The 22828-nt window shown below is 36.3% G+C and carries 19 protein-coding genes and 1 pseudogene; 10 read left to right on the top strand and 10 right to left on the bottom strand.

Annotated elements, in window-relative coordinates; translation table 11 throughout:
* The first annotated feature begins 62 nt into the window (after window positions 1-62).
* The 9 genes from FGL80_RS07040 (at window position 63) to FGL80_RS07005 (ending at window position 10738) form a co-directional block, all read left to right on the top strand.
* A complete protein-coding gene (locus FGL80_RS07040; protein ID WP_055307850.1) occupies window positions 63-2198 on the top strand; it encodes a GH25 family lysozyme in 2136 nt (711 codons plus the stop codon).
* 71 nt (window positions 2199-2269) lie between these two features.
* Window positions 2270-2674 (top strand): CBS domain-containing protein, encoded by a 405-nt coding sequence (locus tag FGL80_RS07035; protein WP_147001900.1) that lies wholly within the window; start codon window positions 2270-2272, stop codon window positions 2672-2674.
* Between the two features lie 129 nt (window positions 2675-2803).
* Complete coding sequence (locus FGL80_RS07030) at window positions 2804-3289, top strand: PASTA domain-containing protein (RefSeq protein WP_055307852.1); 486 nt, start codon at window positions 2804-2806, stop codon at window positions 3287-3289.
* A gap of 653 nt (window positions 3290-3942) precedes the next feature.
* A complete protein-coding gene (locus tag FGL80_RS07025) occupies window positions 3943-5538 on the top strand; it encodes a DUF6020 family protein (RefSeq protein WP_055307854.1) in 1596 nt (531 codons plus the stop codon).
* A 322-nt stretch (window positions 5539-5860) separates the two neighbouring features.
* On the top strand, window positions 5861-7045 hold the full coding sequence (locus FGL80_RS09120; protein WP_244297916.1) for a hypothetical protein: 1185 nt from the start codon (window positions 5861-5863) through the stop codon (window positions 7043-7045).
* A gap of 12 nt (window positions 7046-7057) precedes the next feature.
* Window positions 7058-7819 (top strand): hypothetical protein, encoded by a 762-nt coding sequence (locus FGL80_RS09115; protein WP_244297912.1) that lies wholly within the window; start codon window positions 7058-7060, stop codon window positions 7817-7819.
* Between the two features lie 182 nt (window positions 7820-8001).
* Window positions 8002-8757 carry a hypothetical protein gene (locus FGL80_RS07015; RefSeq protein WP_055307855.1) on the top strand — a complete coding sequence of 252 codons (756 nt, stop codon included), beginning with the start codon at window positions 8002-8004 and terminating at the stop codon, window positions 8755-8757.
* 16 nt (window positions 8758-8773) lie between these two features.
* Window positions 8774-9364 (top strand): ATP-binding cassette domain-containing protein, encoded by a 591-nt coding sequence (locus FGL80_RS07010; protein WP_055307856.1) that lies wholly within the window; start codon window positions 8774-8776, stop codon window positions 9362-9364.
* A 144-nt stretch (window positions 9365-9508) separates the two neighbouring features.
* A complete protein-coding gene (locus FGL80_RS07005; RefSeq protein ID WP_055307857.1) occupies window positions 9509-10738 on the top strand; it encodes an MrcB family domain-containing protein in 1230 nt (409 codons plus the stop codon).
* Window positions 10739-11341: 603 nt separating this feature from the next.
* Here the strand turns inward: FGL80_RS07005 and FGL80_RS07000 are convergent.
* From FGL80_RS07000 to FGL80_RS06990, 3 genes are all read right to left on the bottom strand, one after another.
* Window positions 11342-12520, bottom strand: a complete 1179-nt coding sequence (locus tag FGL80_RS07000; protein ID WP_147001899.1) for an IS30 family transposase — start codon at window positions 12518-12520, stop codon at window positions 11342-11344.
* A gap of 190 nt (window positions 12521-12710) precedes the next feature.
* On the bottom strand, window positions 12711-14243 hold the full coding sequence (locus FGL80_RS06995; protein WP_147001898.1) for a ClC family H(+)/Cl(-) exchange transporter: 1533 nt from the start codon (window positions 14241-14243) through the stop codon (window positions 12711-12713).
* 48 nt (window positions 14244-14291) lie between these two features.
* Window positions 14292-14699 carry a hypothetical protein gene (locus tag FGL80_RS06990; RefSeq protein WP_147001897.1) on the bottom strand — a complete coding sequence of 136 codons (408 nt, stop codon included), beginning with the start codon at window positions 14697-14699 and terminating at the stop codon, window positions 14292-14294.
* Window positions 14700-14901: 202 nt separating this feature from the next.
* Here FGL80_RS06990 and FGL80_RS06985 point away from each other — a divergent pair, with 202 nt between their 5' ends.
* Window positions 14902-15864, top strand: a complete 963-nt coding sequence (locus FGL80_RS06985) for a D-2-hydroxyacid dehydrogenase (RefSeq protein WP_147001896.1) — start codon at window positions 14902-14904, stop codon at window positions 15862-15864.
* Window positions 15865-16026: 162 nt separating this feature from the next.
* Here FGL80_RS06985 and FGL80_RS06980 read toward each other — a convergent pair whose 3' ends face one another.
* The 7 genes and pseudogenes from FGL80_RS06980 to FGL80_RS06945 all read right to left on the bottom strand — a co-directional run bounded on the left by FGL80_RS06980 (window position 16027) and on the right by FGL80_RS06945 (window position 22805).
* Entirely contained in the window at window positions 16027-16521 is a 495-nt protein-coding gene (locus FGL80_RS06980) for an NUDIX domain-containing protein (protein WP_147001895.1), read from the bottom strand.
* 224 nt (window positions 16522-16745) lie between these two features.
* Window positions 16746-18173 (bottom strand): cryptochrome/photolyase family protein, encoded by a 1428-nt coding sequence (locus tag FGL80_RS06975; RefSeq protein ID WP_147001894.1) that lies wholly within the window; start codon window positions 18171-18173, stop codon window positions 16746-16748.
* Window positions 18174-18292: 119 nt separating this feature from the next.
* Window positions 18293-18469: pseudogene (locus FGL80_RS06965) on the bottom strand (IS30 family transposase); the annotation flags it as partial.
* Between the two features lie 207 nt (window positions 18470-18676).
* Window positions 18677-19351: an ABC transporter ATP-binding protein gene (locus FGL80_RS06960; RefSeq protein WP_029510451.1), complete on the bottom strand. Its 675-nt coding sequence runs from the start codon at window positions 19349-19351 to the stop codon at window positions 18677-18679.
* 4 nt (window positions 19352-19355) lie between these two features.
* Complete coding sequence (locus FGL80_RS06955; RefSeq protein WP_147001893.1) at window positions 19356-20402, bottom strand: FtsX-like permease family protein; 1047 nt, start codon at window positions 20400-20402, stop codon at window positions 19356-19358.
* Window positions 20403-20441: 39 nt separating this feature from the next.
* A complete protein-coding gene (locus FGL80_RS06950; protein ID WP_147001892.1) occupies window positions 20442-21320 on the bottom strand; it encodes a phytoene/squalene synthase family protein in 879 nt (292 codons plus the stop codon).
* Window positions 21321-22805, bottom strand: a complete 1485-nt coding sequence (locus FGL80_RS06945; protein WP_147001891.1) for a phytoene desaturase family protein — start codon at window positions 22803-22805, stop codon at window positions 21321-21323.
* Window positions 22806-22828 lie beyond the last annotated feature (23 nt).

The following is a 22828-nucleotide window of genomic DNA, read 5'->3' as shown; positions in this document are numbered from 1 at the left end:
ATGATGTGGATTTTGTTATAATAAGCAAGGAATATAAAGTAAATTGGAAAGTTGATTTAACAATGAAGAATAACAGAATCACTGGCAGTTTAGTGATTATTTTAACCGTTGTTATTGGTCTATTGCTCACGACTCAGTGGTCATCACCAATTTCAGCAGCACAACAGCCGAGCGTTCAGTATCGGACGCATGTCCAAGATATTGGCTGGCAACCCTATGTCACTAATGGTCAAATGGCTGGCACAACTGGGCAAGGTAAGCGCTTAGAGGCGACGACTATCCAACTTGCTAATCAAGACAGTACCATGACTGGGAGTGTTCAATATCAGACGCATATCCAAAATATTGGTTGGCAAAATTGGACACAGGATGGTGGTGTCAGTGGCACTTCAGGTCAATCGCTAAGACTTGAAGCAATTCGCATTAAACTTTCAGGCAATATTGCGAACTATTATGATGTTTACTATCGTGTCCATGCACAAAACTTTGGCTGGCTAGGCTGGGCATCAAATGGTCAGGCAGCCGGAACGGCTGGATATGGCTACCGTCTGGAAGCGTTGGAGGTTGTGTTAGTTCCTAAGGGCCAACCCGCGCCAGGTAGTACGGTAAATGCTTTTTATAATCTAAATGGCGAGCCAAGTGTTCAGTATCGGACGCATGTCCAAGATATTGGCTGGCAAAACTTTGTATCTGATGGGCAGACGTCTGGTACGACCGGCCAAGGTAAGCGATTAGAAGCCACGATGATTCAGTTAGATAACCAAAATGCTGACACATCAGGCAATATCCAATATCAAACGCATATCCAAAATATTGGTTGGCAAAACTGGACACAAAATGATGGGATTAGTGGTACTTCGGGTCAAGCGCTACGGTTGGAAGCTATCCGGATTAAATTATCTGGTAATATTGCTAATTATTATAATGTTTACTATCGTGTCCATGCGCAAAACTTTGGTTGGCTGGGCTGGGCATCAAACGGGCAAGATGCTGGAACATCTGGTTATGGTTATCGCCTAGAAGGAATGCAGGTTGTCTTAGTACCTAAAGGCCAGCCTGCACCAGGGGATACGACGAATTCATCTTACACGCGAAAGCCCGATCCAAGTATTCACTATCAAACAAATGTCCAAAATATCGGTTGGCAAAACAGTGTCGCAGATGGTGGTACCGCCGGTACAACCGGGCAAGCACTGCGTGTTGAAGCCTTTAAGGCTAATGTGAGTGACTTACCGGACAACATGTCTGGTGGGGTGACTTACAAGGCCTATGTCCAAAATATCGGTTGGCAATCAGCGGTCAGTGATAATGCTGTTGTCGGTACTTCAGGGCAAGGCTTACAGGTTGAAGCCTTAAGCTTTAATTTAACAGGAACGTTAAGCAATAGCTATGATATTTATTATCGTACTTATGTGCAAAATTATGGTTGGCTAGGTTGGGCATCAAACGGTCAAACCGCCGGAACGGCTGGGCGCGGATTACGTATTGAAGCAATCCAAGTGCAATTGGTCAAAAAGGGTGGGACAGCACCTGGTGGTGGGACAGCCTACTTACCACCCATTGCCCCATCAGATTTTATCGATGTATCTTCTCACCAGAGTTGGCTAACGCAGGCGGACTACAAGGCAATGTACGCAGCAGGTATCAAAACAGCGGTGATTAAATTATCAGAATATACAACCTATAAAAATCCATATGCAGCTACACAAATTAGCTATGCCAGAAATGCTGGAATGAAGATTGCAGCGTATCATTTTGCCTGGTTTATGAATCCATCAGAAGCAGCAAATGAAGCAAAATATTTTGCCAACTATGCTAAAGCTTTGGGACTTCCAAGTGATACGCTGATGGTAGATGATTATGAAGCAGATGATGCTGTCAATAGTGCTGGTGATAAAGTTGCGGATCTCAACGCATTCCGTAACACATTAGCGCAACAGGGTTATCCGAATGTCATCAACTATTCTTACAAAGCGATTACTGGCCCGGATAACATTGTGGACACCAATCGTATTAGTACAAAAGATATCTGGATGGCGCAGTATCCAAATGAGGCAAATCCGGCAGCTGCACGTGCCTTACAATATAATTCAGAATTTGCGGCGTGGCAGTACAGTGCTAGCAAGTATTTTACTGGCTTATCACAGAATAAGCCTTTGGATATCAGCATTGACTATACGGGAAGGTTTACAAATTGAAAAAAAGTAGATTAGCTATTAGCATTAGCATCATTGTTATCGTTATAATTGCAGTATTGGTGGGTATTTTATTGCTGGGACGACAGACCCAGTCAACTGCAAAGCAGGAGACGCAAACTGCTAGTCAAGCACAATCATCATCGCCGTCTCAAGCATCAAGTCAATCTCAGGCTACTGTGTCATCGTCTTCAGCATCAAGCCAGATGTCATCATCGCAGCCTGAAACAACGCAGCAATCAGCAGAAAATTCAAGTTCAAGCTCAAGTACAGCAAATAATACTGAAGAGCAAAATGATCATGCTAATTTAGAGCATCGGGATCAGCCCGTGACGATTTCGGCTAGTGATATTCAAGCAACACGAAGCATCCTCAGAAATGCTGGTATTGATGATCAAAAATTTACCGATAAGCAAATTGAAGATTTAATGAACCAATCGATTGAGACTGGTAAACCAATTCCTGATTTAGCACGTTAACACGACACAAAGCGTCCGCATTTATGCGGCGCTTTTTTATTAAAGTTATCTTATCGCACCGAATACATTGAACCATTATAATGAAAGAAATCTGATGCACGATATTGTCGTATTAGGAGAATAATCAAGATGAACAAAACAAAATTAATCAGTACCGTAGGTAAAATAGCACTTGGCGCGTTAGCACCAGAGTTGCTGGCCCAAGGGACTAAAATAGTTAATGCGCAACTTGAAAAGCGAAAAGGATATATTAAAGTGCCAGATGTGACTGCGCTGGATGTTGATGAGGCGACTGAAATTATGACACAATATCACTTTAAACACACGGTGGTGCCGGTTGCTGCGGCTGTTAAATATGCTAATTCTGTACCAAATCAAATTGTTAAAACACAACCAAAAGGCAACCCCGTCGTTGATCCACAGACATTTGTTAAACTATTTACGATTGACGCTGAAACTGTTCAGAAAAGTAAAATGATGGCTGAAGACCTGGAAAAGACCAAGCAGAAAAGACAACAGGCGATTAAAGCAAAAGTACAAAACACGATGACTGCAACGACTAAAATACCAGCACGCATCACCAGAAAGTTCAAGCTGCATAAAAGTAAACGTTGAGTTGTTTAGTGCTGTAATTTGTGTTTTGTCAGATTGGTATAGGGGGTTGATTTTAGTTAGCTAACATGTCATAATCTTAGTTATCATTAAAATAGGAAGAAATATTTGCATCACCTGAGGACCTCGTCATGTCACAACAAGCAAAATCCAAAATCGTGTTAATTGGTTTTGTTCTCTGCGTCTGGATAATTTACTTTATCGCTTGCTTTACTATTGATCTGCTTTTTGTGTCAATGATACATGCGCTATGGTTAAGTTTAAGTATTGCGACAATTTTGTCGCTCGGATTTGTTGGGGTCCAACAATTCTTTAGCGGTTTGAAGCACACAGAATAATTTGAGATAATCTTTAAAGACCTGATAACTTGACCGGTTGTCAGGTCTTTTTTTGTGCAATGATAGTGATTCGATTTGAGTTGATAGTAGGCGTCTGTTTGACACATGCACATATGTGTAGTAGTATGGAAATGTTCGTGATTACAAATGATATATGCATCATTTATGATGTGATGACATGAGTCAGATCATCTGTGTACATCTTTTTGGGGATAACTAGTAAGTGGGATGTTTCTGAATGTCGTATATATAATACAGGGGCATTATTTTTAATTATTTCAGCCCAACGGTTTTATTTAGAAGGGGAGAATATCAAATATGTTGACTAAATCAAGACATGCGATTGTCGGTATGCTAACGGTAATTGCATTATTGATGTTATTTTGTGTGCTAGTGTCTGGGCATCTATTGGCAGCAAACACGACTTTTAACGATCGTTTTACTGTTTTTTCGTTGTTAGCGTATTTGGGGCTTGCCATGGGTTTTCTTGGCTTAACGACGTTAGTTGTTAAGCTAACAGATCATTACGATGAACTACTTAAAAAATTTCTTTGGACATTAATTATATTGGTAGTTGTCGGGGCGTTGTTCATACAACCTTATGCACCAGTCTATGACAGCATGGGCGTTAATGGTCAAGTTTATGATCTTTTACATCAATATCCAGCCTCGCAATGGTCGCCATATTTTAGTGTTTTTCCAAATAATGTGCCAATTAGTATCTTTATGTTTTGGCTGGATTTTCCATTTCGGCACATGCTCAAAACGCTTGATGATGTGATCTTGTTGCATGCCGTTTATGGACAAGTGTTGATGCTCATATCAGTGTATCAACTAACTAAATTGGCCAATATTGTTTTTGGGCCAAAAGCACGCAATGTGTTGTTATTATTTTATGTGTTTGTCCCAACTTATTTGATGCAATTTACGCAAATTGGTTATTCAGATACCTTTGCTTTGCCATTTTTGGTGGCTGGTGTGCGCTATCTTGTTGAACTGTTTTATCACGCTAAGACAGGCGAAAAGGCGACTCATTTTGCAAAAATCATTAATCGGAAGAATTGGCAACAGTTTATTTTAGCCGCAGTCTGCTTGGCAGTAGCCTTATTCCTAAGGCCAAATACCATTGTGGTACTGATTGCTAGTGTTGTATTGTTACTGGTCTTTTTATGGCGTGATTGGCGGTTACTTGTGTTATTGCTTGCTGCGTTATCCATTTGCTCATTCACGTTAAAGCAAGCCGCAACGGTTACAAAAGACAGGACTCACTATCAAGCATCTAGTGACAAAAATGCCAAAATGCCGATTGAGTCATGGTTCTTGACGGCTTACTATGTAGGCGGTCGGTCGGGCGATGAAATCAATACGATTACTAATAAGTACACAAAATATGACCAACGACAGGCCTATATCCGTGAAAAACTAACTGAGAAAATTAAGCACTTAGGCGTTTTTGGGGTGCTTGCAACCTGGCGTGACAAGACAAATGTGTTGTTTGGTATTAAGTCGGATTTTGGTATGCAGTATTTTACGCAATTTAGAAACAGTCAAAATAACCGATTACAAGAACAGTATCACAACAATTATAATCTGTTAACGCCAATTATGATTCATGCAACGATGATGGTATCGCTGACAAGCTTTTTGTCATTTGTTTGGTTGCCATTTTATCTATTTAATAAGCGGCAAAACGAATCAGATGATAGTTCAACTTATCGTCAAAGGGTTACGATTATCTTAATCCTGGGAATATTTGAATCATTATCTTTGTTCTATATCTTACTTTGGGAAGTACAGGAACACTATATTTATATGATGTTCCCATTCTTAATGTTTATTGGGGCAAATATTTGGTCGGCTGTTTTAAATAACGTATTTAACAAAAAGAAGCGCCACAAAGCATTTAAGCATTAAGCGTTTTGTACACGGGCTATGTTGCCTAGCAACTTTAGGTTGCTAAGTATGTATCTGGCAAAATTAAAAAGACGTAATTTGACTACGTCTTTTTTGAGTGCATACACAAGTCGTAATTGCACGTTTGGATTACTGACAAAACGTCAGCATACCATCATGATAGATTCGACTTGGTAATATAAAAAAGCACTATAATAAAATGATATACAAATTATGCGGCACGTTGCCAAATCTTTAAAAATATGAATGACTGAGTAGTACCGTGGTTACGGTAATTGTCTAACATATGTTAATCAATTCATACGATGCGAGAAGAGGGAATATGAAAAGACTTATTTTGCCATCATTTTTACCTGGCATTTTAATTATCTGTTTAATTATTGGTTTAATTGGGAATGTGATCTCCTACATGGGCGTGGCGACTGTCATCTTGACGATACTTCTATATGTCACCACAAGATTTGTTTTTATTCCACGAATTAATCACATACCATTTTCACGTTTGCGGATAGCGATGGGAATTGGTTTTGTGGCCATGGTCATTGCACAAATTTTGACCTTGATCTTTTTCCCGAATACGGTTTATCATGATCCATATCGCGTGTTGTCCCAAGCGGATCAGATGGCGGCTAATCAAAATACTTGGGACATTACTTATTTTTGGCGTTATCCCAATAATGTTTCGATCACTTATCTGATGTCACTCTGGCTGCGGATAACCCAATTATTTGGGTTATCAACTAATACAGCGATTCATTTGTTGAGTATTATTGTGCTCGATGGCTTTATTTTGTATTTTCTGGTGGTGATTCGTCGATTAAATCAACACAATAGTATGGTGCTGGGCGCTTTTGCATTCTTTGTGTTGACGCCGTTTGCCTACACTTACTATTTGCAGGTCTTTTACTCAGATTTGCCAACGATGTTGGTTTTGTTGCTCGTGCTGAGTATTTTGTATCGGTGGCCAACGTATTCACGACGCCAAAAAATTGGGGCTGGAATAGGCTTAGTTGTTACGATTTTGATTGGTGACTTGGTTAAGCCAAATTTGATTGTCTTAATACCAGCATTGCTGATTGTGGCGGTATGGTTAGGGGTCAAAAAACGATTAGGTAAAAGTCAGTTAGTTATTCCCATCATTTTAATTGTTTTAGGGTTTGGTTTGAGTGTGCCAACGACGCAAGCAATCCAACAAACTAGTAATTATCACACCAATCCGAAGTTTGAATTACCCGCAACCCATTGGATGTTAATGGCGTATAATGCAGGGACGCAAGGGACTTATTCAGGTACTGATGTGATCAATGATAATGCCCAACCCAATCCAAAAGCACGGCAAGCCTATGATCTACAGCAAATTTCAAAACGGACTAAAAAGCTTGGTATTTTCGGTGTTATCAAACTGTGGTTCACGAAAATAGGTATTTTATTGTCTGTCAGTGACATTCAGGATTGGTATAATGGGGGCTTCCGTGCCGCACCAGCTTGGTATCAACAACATGCCTAATTCTTTAATGCCATGATCTCACTGATTAATACGACCGCAACGTTTGTTTTCTGGCTGTTTTTAATCACACGTTTAGCAACCTGGCGGGTTAATTTATCCGATCAGCAACAAGTAGTGGCCTTGATCGCTATTGTGACGGCATTGGGTTATATTGCCTTTCATACATTACTTTGGGAAGTGGAGCCACGGTATGGACAAGCCATCTTACCGCTTCTCATGTTTGCTTTGGCAGTACTTCCAGACCGGTCTAACCGTCAATTCTTAAACTTGCGGTGGGTAACTTTGAAACGGTTCAGCGCGGTGCTTGTGACCGTCATACTCTTTGTCACAATTGGATTAGCCAGGGTTGTCGCTGACAAAAACCCGCAGTCACTTGTGGTGGCGGCTCAGCGCAGTCAATTGTCGCTCCAATATGGCGCACCACCGTATGCGATGGCACCTGAAGAAACGATTACTGAAGCTGTGGATCTTAAGGGTAACGCTAATTATTTCTCTGTACAGGTACATGATAAATCAGATGTCCATGTTTATTTGAAAAATCTGAAGAGTGGAGATCAGTATCAAATGACCGATTCAGGTGATTCTTATCGTCTTTATCGGAATCTAACACCTGGTCATTATCAAATTATTGTTCGCAATGATACGAATCGCCCACAAAATATCGATATTGTGGACACCACAAATTATCACTTAGCCGATTATCCATTAGTGATTAATGGACATCACAAGCCGACATCGTCATTGGTGTATAAGGTGATGTTGAATGTAAAATGATTAAAAGCCTATCACATGATAGGCTTTTAATTTTTTGTTCTTGGTAAAGGACATTTTTGCATCCTGTTTTACTCTGGTTAATGCTAATGCAATTGCTTAATGAATAACGGGTACCTCATAATTTAAAATTAGTATATAATTAAATTTAATATATAATTATGCCATTAACAAAAGGGGTTGTAATGAAAGATATCGCGACGTTGATTAAAGTTTATATGATAGATACCTTAAGTAACAAATTTGCTTTTGTTTATAATCTATTGATACCCATTGTTTATTTTATCTATCAAAATAAGCATATCGCTGTACAAAATAGGGGGCATTTCAATACGACGACATTTAAGGCTGTGAGTTATTTTTGGGCTTATATCATCGTTGTCACAATCCTAAACAACGTCATTGTTGGTCTAATAGCAGACCGAGAACGTGGCTTTTATAAACAAATGCTTTTTATCGCTGGCTCTAAATTAAAAATCATGTTCAGTGTTTTTTCGGTTCAACTCATGGTTATTTTAATAGAGATCACTTTGTTTAATGTAGTAGTTATGCTATTCATTAAATCTTTCAGTTTACACTTGATGTTGGCTGGCTTGTTGACTGTTTTAATCACCGCCTTACCCATAGCGTTGGCTACGAGTTTATTGTTTATGTTTAAATTCAAGCTTGAATCAGTGACTATTATTTTGAGTTTGCTTATTTTTGGCATGCTATTTTTTATGAATATTCCGAATGGACAGCGTTTAGAAAGTTTGGTGACACTGATAAATCCTGCTAGCTACGTTGCAACAGTTGGTTATCAAATACAAACACTTTTAATCAGCTCGCCGAATCATCTCATTGTCTGGTGGGACTTAGCGGTGGTGACGTTACTTTACGCAATTATTGGCAAATTTGCCATCGCTAGGTTTTCGCCGCAGTCAGTAATCACAAGAGTTTAACAGAGGAAATTTGCGCATGGAAATCAAAAATTATTCGTTGTCTTTTGGTAATCGACAATTGGCCGATCGGGTTGATGTGGTATTTTCTCATGAAAAATTTAATGTGGTGATTGGTGCCAATGGGGCAGGTAAAACGTCTTTTTTGGATTTTGTAGCCGGTGTAGGGCATAAAAATGCAAGTGGCACTAAAGTTGATATTCCCAGTATGACCGACGTTGCTTATCAGTTGCAACACATTCATTTCTTTCCAACACTAACAGTTGCACAAACGGTGGGAATGTATGCACAGTTAGGTTCAGAATCATCGCAAATGGCATCTCGTACTTTTGCGACAATTAAGCGTGAGGTCTTATCGAAAATTTGGCATACAAAAATGGGTCAGTTGTCCGGTGGTGAGCAACAGATTGTCTTAACTTATGGACAGTGCTTATTAGATAAACAACTCTATATTTTCGACGAGCCAACTAGTGGCGTTGATGCGACGAATGCCGAAACGATCCTACAAATGATCAACGAACTCGTCGAACGACAGCATAAAGTAGTGGTAATAACATCACATCATCTGGAACAGTTAAAAGAATTTGATGTGAATCTGATTCAGCTATAAATTGCTAAAAAGACTGCATAATTGCAGTCTTTTTAATTTGTACTGCGTTGAAATTTCTGGTTGATATTTATGATAAAATTAGTGTTTTTTGTTATTTTCATGCCATAATAATAGAAGAAGCATAATAGGGAGCAATTATGGCAAATGACACTACGTGCATTATTAGAAAAAATTCTGAACACTTATTTACAAGAAAAAAATAAGCCTTTGAAAGGTAATTCATTAGCTAAGTGTCTCAGATCAGGACTAAAAAATGTTGTGAGTGATGATCTCATTAGTGGTAGTCTCATAACAAAGGGGTCACCAGGGCAAGGGAGTTGGGCTACAGTACCATGGATTGGGCTATTCGATACGACAATATCCGTTTCAGCTGCCAAAGGGTTTGATATTGTTTATCTATTTTCACCGGATATGAAGTATGTTTACTTATCACTAAATCAAGGGTGGACGTTTTTTAAGAAAACCTACGGCAAAAATGCGGAAAATAATATCAGTAAGGTATCCAAATATTGGCAAAATACATTAGCTAATCGAACGGATCACATGACAGTGGCACCTATCGATCTGACTAGTTCTTTATTGAAGAAGAATGATATGGTATCAGGTTATGAATTAAGCAACATTCTGAGCATCAGATATGATAAGGATAATTTACCCTCTAATGCGCAACTACTGACGGACCTGAAAGATATGTTATTTTGCTTGAATGAAATAAAATCTAGGCTAATCAGTGAGAACGATATTCAGCAAAGCATTGACTATATATTATCATGCCGGTCAAGTACCTATAGTATCAAAGAAATAGCGCAAAGCATTGACTATATATTATCATGCCGGTCAAGTACCTATAGTATCAAAGAAATAGCGCAAAAAATACCCGATATTACGCTTCATGAAACGTATTTAGACGAAAATTCAATGGTTCAAACAGGCCGTCAAGTGGATTATCCTGCACTTCAAAAACAAAATGCTATCATTGGCTTTTTTGGTGAACAAATTGTTCTAAACACCGAAAAAAATAGACTGAAAGATTATCCTGACTTAGCTAAGAAGGTTGAACATGTTTCTCAAACTCAAGGAGACGGTTTAGGGTATGATATTTTATCTTTTGACACACATGGCAATCCAATTTATATTGAGGTCAAAACTACAACACAAGGAAAAGGAATACCATTTTATATCAGCAATAATGAACTGAAGTTCGCCAGTCAGCATCCTGATAACTATTTTCTATATCGGTTATATAATTTCAATGATTTAGTCGACACGAATGACGTTGAGTTTTTCACGATAACGGGTCACGAGATGGAAAATGTTGAGTTGAAACCAATTAGCTTTTTAGCAACAGTTAATGACCTTAATAAAGAGAAATAGTTCGCTTACTATTAAATTGATTAAGAAGACTGTTTGCTTTAAAATTGAAGATTAGTGTTAAATTTATTTGTTTTGATAGCTGTTTAAAGTATTTAATACTAAAAAACACTTTATTGAGGTTACCAGAGTTAGTAATTGAACTATTTTTGGGTTTTATGAAAGAATTTAACAAAAACCAGCTCTAAAACACAGGGAATCTGTAATTGGTTTATAAAAAATTATCCACATTAAATGTATTAATTTAAATACTTTACTTTCGATAATATATATTATGTAAACCTAAATTTGTCAGGCGAATGTCAACCCAAACGCCACATGTTTAATGTTTTGGTAATCTACCAGTAACTTCTGTGTAAAATAAAGGATGATTATTTTTTAAGTAACTCACTACTTCCTCAAGAATAACATGATTGTGTTTAAAAGTAAACGGAGCGTCCACGCTTTTGGAATGTCTATACAAAGGCTTTTAGCAATCTAATTACTCACTATTATATCAAATGTTTCAACCAATAAAATCGTTTCAAATCGTTTTATTTTAATCACAATAAAAAAAGACACAGCCCGTGTCTAAAGTTTATTATCTTTATTACCAATTTTTATTCTTTATTTTTCATCATTTTGGCGTTCTTCGAGCATTCGCTGTTTACGCTTTTCATAAGCTCTACGATAACGTTGCATCGCTTTATATTCTTGTGCAAAGACTACCATTGGTCGTTTTCCATTCAGAGCTTGTCTAAGTGGCATCGCATTCATTTTTGAAGCCACTTCATCTAATTGTCGTTGCTTCACGTCTTTAAAAGAAGTGCCTTTAGGATACCAATCACGTAACTTACGATTTCGATTTTCATTGGATCCACGTTGCTGTGGTGATGACGGTGTCGCATAGTATAGCTTGATTTTGAGCTGTTTCTGCACGTATTCTAAAAAGTCCCACGAGATAAATTCAGAACCGTTATCAGCTGTGATAGTCCGTACGGCTTTGCCATATCGTTCATAAAACAACTTAAAGGCATTTATCATATCATTGGACTTCTTACTACGGACTAATATTAAGGCAGTAAACCGAGTTTTGCGTTCAGTCAGTGTCATAATTGCTGTGGTATCTTGATAACGCTGATTATTCATTTTAGCTGGCAACACTAAATCAATTTCCCAATGACCAAACTGTTTACGACTTTCCACAACTTGTGAACGATCAAATATTGAATGGCGGACTAATTCTCCGTCATTTTTTAGTTGCTCACGCAAACGTGCAATTTCACGTTCCTTATCACGTTTAGTTTGCGCAACAGCTCTTTCTTTGGGTGTCCCATTTTGACGATGATATTTCTGTTTACGAATATTGATAAGGCCTTGCCGAGACCATAACCTAATAACAGATGCGGACACATCAACATCTTGCACGTTACCAGCAATTTGCTCTGGCGTCCAATGCTCAACATTGACCCAGGTTTCAATGATTTCTTTTAATTCTGGCGTCAGTTTGAGACCAGTACCCATTTTACTGCGCTTTTTCAAAGCAATATATTGTCCACGCTGTGCCGAATACTTGATACGTGCGTGTATGTCCATATTCAACAGTGTTCGTCTATCTAAATTTGAGAAATCAAGCGTATTGCCACGGTGTAATTCACGTAGTATTGATGACGGTGTATAGCCTAAACGTCTGGCTATATCTGCTTGTGTCATTTTCTCAATATTCCACAAATATTCAATCATGTGACGTTGGTTCTCATTCAACCGTGGTTGTCGTTTGCGTTTTTGTGTTGTTGCATCACTCATAAAACATATTTTCTCCTTAATTATGATTATTTTAGTCTTAGGTATTTACCCCTTATAACAAGTTTACCATTTCACAATGTTGCTTATTATTTTATTTTTTAAAACACAATATATTAAAGTATTAAGCATAATGAAGATTTTTTTTGAAGTTAAATAAAAACGACTCTGGAAAATTTTTCAGAGTCGTTTTTCAATTCTTGACGCTTATTTGATTTCTTATCAGTCGTGTGTCATTTTGACTCGCTCTAATATAAATAATATCACCAGCTCGTAATACTAAATCGCCCTTTGGAATCAGTACATGTTCAGATCTCTTGACCAGTGTAATCAAACTATTTGAACCCAGTTGCAAATCTCTTATTTGTTGATCTTCTAAGATACCACCAGCAAGAACTGGCACTTCCGTTGTTGTCATGGAAGACATCGTTAGATACACTGATTTTCTTTTTAACAAACGTTCTAGTAAAGATTCATATATTGGTGCACCATTTAATAGATCAATTACTAAGTAAGCTACTAAACTTACAAGTGCTAAAGGTAAAATGTGGGTCACACTCCCCACCATCTCAAAAATAAGAATAATTGCAGTAAATGGTGCTTTACCAATACATGCGAAATAACCGGCCATACCGATCACAATAAAGTTTAAAGCATAATTTGCACTCATGAGATGTAAATAGACAAATATATGAGCCATTAATGAACCACTTAGTGCACCTAAAGTCAAAATAGGTAAAAAGATGCCTCCTGGCAGACCGGAACCGTAACTAATCATTGAGAAAACAAATCGAACTAACAAAATTACGATGATCATTTTCATTGTCATAGGTGTTTCTTTCAGCGACAAAATTAAATTATTGCCCCCACCTAAAAGATTTGGCCATAAGATTCCAATTGGTATCACCAAAGTAAACGGCACCATACCGTATAAATATTTAGGGACCTTAATTTTACTGTAACAATTTAAGCTGAATAGTAAAACTTTTTGATATAAAAAGCCAAATAAACCTAATATAATACCAAATACCAACAATAAGCCATATAACTGTACCGGGAAAACACTTAAGTGACCAACAGATAAAACTGGTGTTTGGCCAAACAAAACCGTAGAGACAAAATCCGAAACGCTTGCGCCTGTCAATGCACTAACCCAGACAAAGGGAGAAATACTATGATAGACTTCTTCCAATACAAACATAACGCCGGCTAAAGGCGCATTGAATGCAGCTGATAAACCAGCAGCGGCACCACTGGCTATAAGCCCTTTCGATTGATTATGACTAAGACGTCTATATGATGCTACACCCTGACCAATTGATGCACCCAGTTGAATTGAGGGACCTTCCCGCCCCAGCATCAAACCACTACCAATAGCCAAAATTCCTGATATAAATTTTCGCCACAATGTCGACCACCAGTTTATTTTTAGTTCACCTAATAATAGACCTTCAACCTGCGGGATGCCGGAACCGGATATATTAGGTTCTTTGTTTAACAGCCATGCAACAATTAAAAAGCCTATAAAATTGGCTATCATCAAAAAAAATATTAGCGTTATATTGCCATGTGAGATATCTACATACAACGTTTGCACAAATTGAAGCAATTTTTCAATTGTCCATCGAAAAACGCTAACAACTATTCCTGTTAAAAAACCTATAAGTGCACCATATAATACTACTGACAGCTTTGATGTATTGAGTCTAATTCTTTTTTTAAACATAAAATCAGTGTACAACAAAAACTGGTCCGATTCCAAGCATAAAAATTATTAATGTTTTTCGGCAAGCTGCCTTTTTGCTTGATACAACTGTTCTTCAATCTTGTTCAACCCACTTTCAGTATTGCGATCAGTTCCCTTAATAAGCAAATCCAAATCACGATAAGCAAAGGTTAACTCAATTGATTTGGAAACCAATTCTTGCACCCTAGATGCTAATTCTTTGTTAAAAAAAAGCACATCTCCATATGCTTGAGATTGTGCTTGTCTAATTTTAGCTTGTAATTGCATTGATACGCTCAACGTTGTTTGGAAGTTGGGCGCGCCAGCTTTGAATTGAAATCCTTGTCTATCACTTTCTAAAGTCTGGTCTAGTTTACTGTATAAGTCTCTAAACCGCTCTAACTGCTTAATATACAGTTCTAATTGTTCTTGTTTTAACCATATTTTTGTAGGCATCTTGTTTATTCCTTTCGTTTTTTAATGAAAATAAAAAAAGTAGTACTCATTAAGAACTAACTTTTTTGTGACTAATAGTTTAATTTTCAACTTTTATTTATATTTTTCAGATGATTTCTTAATTTTTTTCGTGCGTTTATGTAAATTATCGATTGTTTAAATAGTTTCATGATATGATTATCGAAAAAGAGGTAGCATGAATATGGCAAAAATTATTCTTTTAGATGGCTATGAATTAAATGACGATTTAGATTGGGATAAGTTAAGTTCTGTTGGCGACTGTACTTTTTATGACCGTACCAATACAGCTAATGAAAAAGAAATAATAAACCGAATTGATGGTGCAGAAATTGTTATCACTCACAAAACTCCTATAAATGACTATGTCATTTCCAAATCTAAAAACCTGAAGTATATTGGAATTATGGGTACAGGTTATGATGTTATTGACCTAGAAAGTGCTAGTAAGCACAATATTGAGGTAACTAACGTTCCTACCTATGCTAGTGATGCGGTGGCTCAATTCACTTTTTCTCTCTTACTTGAAGTGACTGGACAAGTTGGACTACATAACCAATTAGTTCATCAAGATCGTTGGTCACAAGGACCCGATTTCACTTTTTGGGACAAGCCTTTATACGAATTAAAAGATAAAACATTAGGACTTATTGGCTACGGTCATATAGCTCAAAAAGTAGCAAAATTAGCTCATGCATTTGAAATGAATGTAGTGTTCTATAATCATCGTCCTAAAAAAATAAAAGAAAATTGGCTCAAACAAGTTTCGTTAGATGAATTATTGAAAACGTCGGACGTTATTAGTCTACATGTTATTCAAACTCCTCAAACAATCAACTTAATTAATAAGACAACACTGGCTAAAATGAAGTCTACTGCTATTCTCCTGAATACTTCAAGAGGAAAACTAGTTAATGAAAGCGATGTGGCAGATGCCCTGAATCAAGATCAACTATACGCTTTGGCAACTGACGTCGTCACCAAAGAACCAATTCAAAAAAATAATCCCTTACTTAAAGCTAAAAACTGCTATATAACCCCTCACATTGCCTGGGCGCCGTTTGAAACACGCGAAAGACTGTTATCCATTACAATAGCTAATTTACAGACATATCTGTCGGGCAGCATAGTTAACAGCGTAAATTAATGAACAAAATATAGTCAATTTTGAATAATATAAAAATGCTATGGTATTTATTCGATTACATAGCATTTTTTAGTCGTGGACTACCTGTCTCAGTTTTTTACTTTTTAGATAGTAGGTCTGTAAAAATCGAACGACCATGCACAAATATATCAAATAAACAGATTAATCACCATTTTCGCGTAGCCATGGTCGATCACTAACTTCATTTTCAGTGATAATCCGATGCAGAGTTTGTTGCGCTTGAGGCACAAACATTTTTGGTTCCGGATGAATGGGTACAAATTGCAAATCCAATGTCTCTGTGCCATCTTTTTGCAAAAATCCACCAATCTGTTCAACTTCAAAACCAATACCAATCGTTTCTTGTGCATCACCCCAAGAATTTTTGTCCGTCACATTTGTGGAGATACCCAAGACTCTGGTTACGCTAACGTCAATATTCGTTTCTTCTTTAAATTCACGTACAACCGCTTGCATTGGAGAATCGCCATATTCAAGATATCCACCAGGAAATCCCCAGCCAGCATCTGAATCCCAACGTTTTTCCAACAAAATAGCATCGTGAGCGTCATTCCATAAAACTCCAAACGCAGAAACAAAAATCATGCCCTCATGACCAACTTTCTCCCGCATTCGCGCAATATAATTCTTATTCATGATGTAACCCCTTAATCAAAATTTTGTGCAACAAATCACTTTTCATTATAGCACTACGACGTATTAATTATGAAAATAATGATATTCGGGGATCACAAAAAAACCTGGGCAAATTTCAATTTATTTGGATTGCGCAGTAGTGTAGCTGTCCCATTTTTCTGGCAATAATGTCATTTGCCAGTATCATACAAGCCAAGTTATTGGATTCTTTTCACAAAACCCTTTTAAAAATTATCTTTACTTTGCCCATACATCGCGATCGCTCTTAATCGCGCAGCTTTATGATCCACAATTGGCTGAGGGTAATCATCATTTAATTTCACACCATAAGCTTTTTGTTCCGCATCAGTTAACTGATTAGGCTGATGTATTTTTTTACCCTTGATAGATTTCAATTCCGGAACATATTGCTTGATAAACGTGCCATTAGGATCAAATTTTTCTGACTGTATTGTCGGATTAAATACTCTAAAATACGGCACACTATCTGTACCTGTCGACGCAGCCCACTGCCAACCACCAATATTACTTGCTGGATCATAATCAACTAATTTTTCTCGAAAATACTTCTCACCCCACCGCCAATCAATTAATAGATCTTTGGTTAAAAAAGAAGCAACAACCATTCTCAAGCGGTTGTGCATCCAACCCGTTTCATTGAGTTGACGCATGGCAGCATCGACAATTGGAAAACCAGTGCGCCCTGTCCGCCATGCTTTAAAATGATCCTCATTATTTTGCCAAACAACATTTTGAAATGATGTTTTGATTGCTTTTTCTTGCTGATCTGGATACATGGCATAAATCATATTGTAATAATCACGCCAACACAGCTCTTTGATGAAGGTCGTACGACCGTCACTTTCCGGTTCCTGACTGACAGCATCAAAAACTGTCCGAATTGAAATTTCACCGGTCCTTAAATATCGCGATAAATGGCTGGTAGCATCGAGACTTGGTATATCACGATTTTTATCGTAGTTAGCAAGCTTATGTGATACAAAGTCGATCAATACTTGTTTAGCAAGTACTTCTCCAATTTGGTTTTCGTAAGCATAACTGTCACATGGACGGATTAGCTTTTTAAGCTCAGCTGTTGCCTCATTACACGACAGTTCCCGTTGTTTCTTGACAACTTCCGAATGCTTTAGATCATAATTTGCTGATTTTTTAGGTCGTTGTATCCATTGCTTAAAGTAAGGTGTGAATACTTTATACCCAGTACCATCTTGCTTTTTAATATCAAACGCGCTGTGCAATGTGAAATCTAAAAAAGGATGCGGCGTTACCTGCAACTCATCACGACAATATGTTGCAATTGCTTGATCTCGTTTTCTACCATAACCCCGTTCATCAAAATTAAAATACAAATCTTGCCACTCCGGCAGCTCTTTTTTTAATGCTGTAAACACAGTTGTGACATTTCCTGAGAAAATATGCAAGCTGATTTTTTTGGCTTTTAAAACTGATTTAAAATGAGAAACACTGGCAAAAAAAGCACTTTGATTGACACTGCCATTCGCTACGATTTGGTTTGGGTCAATAATAAACACTAAAGCAAGATGATCACTATTAGCGACTGCAGCCGTTAATGCCGTATTATCTGCTAATCTTAAATCTCTTCTAAACCACATCACGCTTGTCTTAGTCACAAAAATTATCCCCTAACTTATATTATTTTGACAATTGTCGTTTGTATATCTTTCTTGAGCTCAAAAACCAATAATTACGGAAGTCACCTACTAATTTTGAATATGGTAGATTGCAAGAATTAACCGAACACTGCAAACTGCTGAAAAACCTTTTGTGGTGATTGCCAGTTGAGTGTTTTCATTGGTCTCGCATTGATCCAATGATTAATTTGATCTAATTCTTTGGCGCTAACTGTTTCAATTTTGCGTTCTTTCGGTATAAAACGACGGACGTATCGATTTAATATCCCATTACTATATAAGTCTCTAAATCGTTCTAAATGTTTAATATACAAATCTAATTGTTCTGGTTTTAACCATATTTTCGTTGGCATAATTTTTTCTCTTTTCCTAATAAATAAAAAAGATAGCATAAACATTTCCTTGTGCTATCTCAACATTTAGTTAATAAAATATTCCTTAGCCATAATTATATTTTTGCTGATTATTAGTCATAAATTAAATTACTTCTCCAGTATTGTCATTTTACCGTCAATTATCTGATAAACTTTGTCTGCCATATCTTTTAACCTTAAGTCATGAGTAACTACAATAATAATTTTATTTCTTTTGTGCGCTAAATCTCTGAGTAACTCGATTACTTTCATGGATCTATCTGTATCTAATGCGGCTGTGGGTTCATCTGCTAAAATATAGTCAGGATCAGTGTATAATGCTCTAGCAATTGCCACACGCTGCTTTTGTCCACCAGAAAGTTGATTAGGATATTTTTTTAGCAGTTCTAAAAGTCCTAAATCAGAAAGAAGCTCATGCATTTTTGGTTCAGTCAAATTTTGTTTTTTTAGTTTATCTACGAATTTAAACTGTTCTTCGACCGTTAAAAATGGGACTAAGTTATAAGATTGTAAAACAAATCCTATTTTTTCCAATCTTAATTTTGTTTGTTGTTTTTTGGACAAACTGTTAATTGTACTGTCATTTATTTTTACGTCACCATTAGTTGGTGTCTGTAGTCCGCCTGCTATAGTCAAAAATGTAGTTTTTCCTGATCCTGATGGCCCTACAACTAAAATAAGCTGACCGCTTTCTGCTTCGAAATTAATATTTTCTAGTGCTACGTACTTACTACTCCCTTCACCAAAAATTTTTGTGACTGAGTCGAAAATTAGATTTGACATGAAATTAACCTCCAATAATTTTGTAAGGATCAACTTTGGCAATTTGGCGAATTGGTATCAATGCACCCAACAAGGACATAACAATAATACCGATTCCAGTTACAATAATATTACTTTTATCAATGACAATGGGTACCTCGCTGGGTAACGTAATAGCTGTTATTTCAGCTAATATAATGGCTATAATAACGCCAATAACTGACATAATAAATGATTGAAATAACGTACTCAAAACAAGATACTGCGTTGAGACTCCTTGCGCCTTCAAGACACCTAAGTTGGGTAATTTTTGAACGGTCAGAATATACAAGAAAATTGAAATAACAATTAGAATAATAATATACAAAAAACCAATCATGAAGTTGAATGTGAGTTGTTGTGCACTATATCCAGGTAATTTATTAATAAATGAGTTAATGCTCAACTGATCAGTCCCTTTTGGTATTTTTGAATTATTTAACGTATTCTTGAATACCACAGCATTTGTTACACCTTTATTCAGTGATTGAATAGTGTCTGGTGAAATATAAACCACGGGAAGAGCACTTAAAGTTGCCCTGGGTGTAAAACCTGTAATTTTAATCCTCAATGATGAATTAGCAACTAACAAATAGTCACCGATTTTGAATCCATCACTTTTGAATTTATCCGATACGACGCCGGCATTGTTTCGGATCTTTTTACTACCACTTGTTATTTTCAAATTTTTAAATATGAACGATTTGGAATCAAGAGCTACTAATTGAGCATTCTCTTTTAATCCATTTTCTGATTTTACAAGTGTACTATACTGTGAAATTCTGGTTCCATTATTGGGTAAACTAGCAACCTCATCCTGTGAAAGAAAAGATTGTTGTAAACGTCCTTCAGAATCACTATTTAAGACAATACTTGAAGCATTCCACTCGTTAATTGCCGCTTTGTTTAGGTTAGCTAAACCAGTGGCTAAACCAGTAAGAATAATCAAAAGATAACTTACTAAAAATATAAGTACCACTATTAGGCTATAACGCAATTTTTCATGTAGCATCTCTTTAATAGCTAAAAACATAATAATCTCCTGTTATTAATTCTATTTATTATTAATATGTCACTTAATGTGTTTTGAAAAGGTTTTTAATAGTAATAGTAATTTTTCTTGGGGTGTCACATATACTCTTTTTGATAAATCAACGAAGTTATTTTTCATTAATTTTGTTAGGATCTTTTTGTAGACATTAATGGATAGTTCTAATGCTACTTTGCCTTTTCTATCTAAAATCTGATCAGTAATCACATCAGTTTCGGCGTACTTAGAAAGTGCTAATCTTGCTAAATATTGCAACAAAGATTGTGTTTGAATATCAGGTTTACTTTCTAACAAAACTTGTTTTTGGATATCATATTTTAATAGCAGTTGCTTGGGAATGAAATATCTATCCGCCATAGCATCTTCATGTACATCTCTTAAAATATTGGTTAACTGAAGAGCTATTCCCACGTTTATTACTGCCTTGCGATTGTTTTCAATAGAGTTTCTAGAGAGTATACAAAAAATCATGCACCCCACGGTTCCTGCTACTTGATAACAGTAAGTTTCTAATTCTGATAGTGTGTTAATTTCAATATTATTGAGATCACGAAGTTGTCCTTGAATCATGTCAGTCATCAGCTTGGTATCTATAGAAAAATGATTAAAAATATAGGCTACTCTATCAGCAATGTTTGATGTTTTGTTAATTACAATATTATTGCTATTACAAGCCGTCTCCCACCAAAAAATTAATTTATTAAATGTTATTCTGTCATGGTTGTCAGCAGCATCATCAATTTGACGTAAATAATCATAGATGACAAAGATGCTATAAGCTTGATCTTTGTCTAATTTTGAAAAGGCAAAATAAAATGATGATGAATTTTGTTTAATTGCTGCTTTACTACTAGAAAAAATTTCAAGAACTCTATTTGGTATTTTTGGAATAGTTACCATTTAAAAGTCCCTCATTACTTCTTTCGCGGTCAATTCTCCACTAGTAATAACGATAGGTACTCCAGCACCAGGATGCACACTGGCACCTGCAAAATAGAGGTTATCTATTTTAGCATGCTTATTATGCGGGCGGAAATAATTACTTTGTTTTAAAGTTGGTTTTAGTCCGAAAGTTGCACCGTAGAAACTGTTATAATGTGTCTCAAATGTCTTAGGCGTATGAACCTTTTTAAAAACGATATGTTCATTTAAATTATCTAAATTAAGTTCCGTTTCTACTTTATGAATTATTTTATGTGTAAATTTATCAATATCATTTTCCGACCAGCTGCTATTTTCCTTTAAATTAGAGACTGGCACTAAGACGTATAAAGCAGATTGTCCACTTGGTGCAAAACTATTATCAATTGCACTAGGATTGTAAATATAAAATGATGGATCATCAGGTAAAATACCGTTATCAATGTCGTAAACGTTAGTTTCAAAATTATTAGCCATTTTTATTGTATGAAGATTCAGTTGATCATAATTGTTATCTAAGCCTAGGTACAATAAGAAGCATGACATGGAATAATCCATTTTTTCAATATTTTTCTTTTGATATTTTCCTTTCTTGTTATCGTCCATATCCAACAAATGTGTCATTGTGTAAGGAAAATCAGCGTTTGCAACTACGGCATCACATTTTTTTAGGGTGTTATTGATGAGCAAGCCACTGACATGTTTATTGTTTTCAACAATAATCTTTTCTACTGTTGAATTGTAAACTATTTTTCCACCTAACTCTATAAAGCGTTTTTCTAATGCTTTTGCATATTGAAACATGCCACCTTTTATAAACCAAACGCCATAGATTAGTTCAATCATTGGAATAATATTATATATAGAAGGACCACTAAATGGTGAAATACCAATATATAGCGTTTGAAATGACATTAAGTATTGCAGATCTGTATTTTTGATATTTTTTTGAATAGCTTCAAACGAGGACGAAAATGTTTTTAATTTGTAAGCGTTCCAAAGTGTTTTGATATTATAAAAGTCACTGGGACCTCTAAAACTTTTATAAATAAAATTATTTTTGGCATTTATATATTTACTATATATATCTGTTAAATATTTTAAAAATCCAAGCATCTCTGACTCATCATAAGATTCAAATTCTTTTGCTAAATCCACAAGATCAGAAGATAATGCAATTTTTTTGTTGTGTGTTACAACATCCATGAACGGATTAATACGTTTCATTTTAAAATAATTTTTGTAATCAACTCCGCTATCTATAAACGGCTTTTTATAAATGTCGGGCATCATAACGATTGTTGGACCGGTGTCAAATTTAAAGCCGGATTCTTCTATAATGTCCATTTTCCCACCAGGTCGACTGTTTTTTTCATAAATAGTGACCTGATACCCATGGTTCTGTAAGTAAATTGCAGAAGTTAAACCACCAACACCTGCTCCAATTATTGAGATTGTTTTCATTTTTATTCTCCTCTATCTATTGT

It is taken from the genome of Leuconostoc lactis (assembly GCF_007954625.1).
GTDB classification, from domain to species: Bacteria; Bacillota; Bacilli; order Lactobacillales; family Lactobacillaceae; genus Leuconostoc; species Leuconostoc lactis_A.
Note: the sequence above shows the minus strand (reverse complement) of the source record. Positions and strands in the feature narration are given on the sequence as shown.